Source organism: Pseudomonas sp. P5_B2 (assembly GCF_056400445.1).
Map to the genome: position 1 here is coordinate 1 of NZ_JBFULH010001175.1, position 903 is coordinate 903.

The 903-nt window shown below is 50.4% G+C and carries 2 protein-coding genes; both read left to right on the plus strand.

The window, feature by feature from the left end; translation table 11 throughout:
- Positions 1-23: 23 nt before the first annotated feature.
- Positions 24-233, plus strand: coding sequence for a hypothetical protein (locus tag AC1DRJ_RS30000; protein ID WP_477805315.1), 210 nt, complete (start codon positions 24-26; stop codon positions 231-233).
- 395 nt (positions 234-628) lie between these two features.
- On the plus strand, positions 629-903 hold a 275-nt coding region (locus AC1DRJ_RS30005; RefSeq protein ID WP_477805314.1), incomplete at its 3' end, for a sulfatase-like hydrolase/transferase.

Below are 903 nucleotides of genomic sequence, written 5' to 3' on the forward strand. Positions count from 1 at the left end.
GTCCTCATAACCGAGGATACGCGATGCCAAACTCAGATCTGCTCCCTTCCCTGCTGTTCAAGCTCAACGAAAACCAGCTCGCCTTGGAAGCTGCCATCATGGAGCTTTCGAACTGGGTCGAGCAGCGCGGATCTGCCGACGTTGCCGACAACGTCCGTGGGGCCCTGGACACCATCGACAAGAATGAGGAGTTCATAAAGATAACGCTTGCAGTGCTGATGACACCCGAGTGACTGAGATCAAGGCAGTTGACCAACACCATTACTTCGAAATTCCAAGGGGGTGAGGAAAAGTACTCGGAGCCAATGAAACCGGGTACTTCCTCGCTTTCTAACTCTCGGTTTTAACGTGACTTACTCAGTCATCCAAAGGCTCCAACTATTGGGGCCTTTATATGCTTTCAGCCGTCTCCGGATTTCCATCTGCTCACCGCTTTCCATGTTAGGTCACCTTGCTGGATAGCCTATCGGGGGGTCTCAGCTAGCCATACTCGCGTTAATCAATGCCTCAATTTTCTGGAGGTTTTGCTCATTGAGCCGCGACAGCACCACTCTGCATCACGGTTTTGAAAGTCTCGACTAGACTCTTGTTTTCGGGGGGGACTGCTGTTCAACTTGGAGAGCAAACTATGAAAACAACCTTGTTAACGTTAACGCTTGCTATGGCACCATTGCTGGTTGGAGCGGCCGTCGCCGATACAACCAAACCCAATATTTTATTCATTATGGGAGACGATATTGGCTGGATGCAGCCTAGTGTTTATCACCGAGGCTTGATGGTCGGCGAGACTCCGAATATAGATCGTATTGCTAATGAAGGATCGATCTATATGGACTATCTCGCCGAGCAAAGTTGCACTGCTGGACGCAACGCGTTTTTCACCGGCATGCATCCTTTGCGCAC

What these genes read in the sequence shown, in the direction of transcription:
- AC1DRJ_RS30000 (WP_477805315.1), top strand. Translation starts at nt 24, where the DNA reads ATGCCAAACTCAGATCTGCTCCCTTCCCTGCTGTTCAAGCTCAACGAA.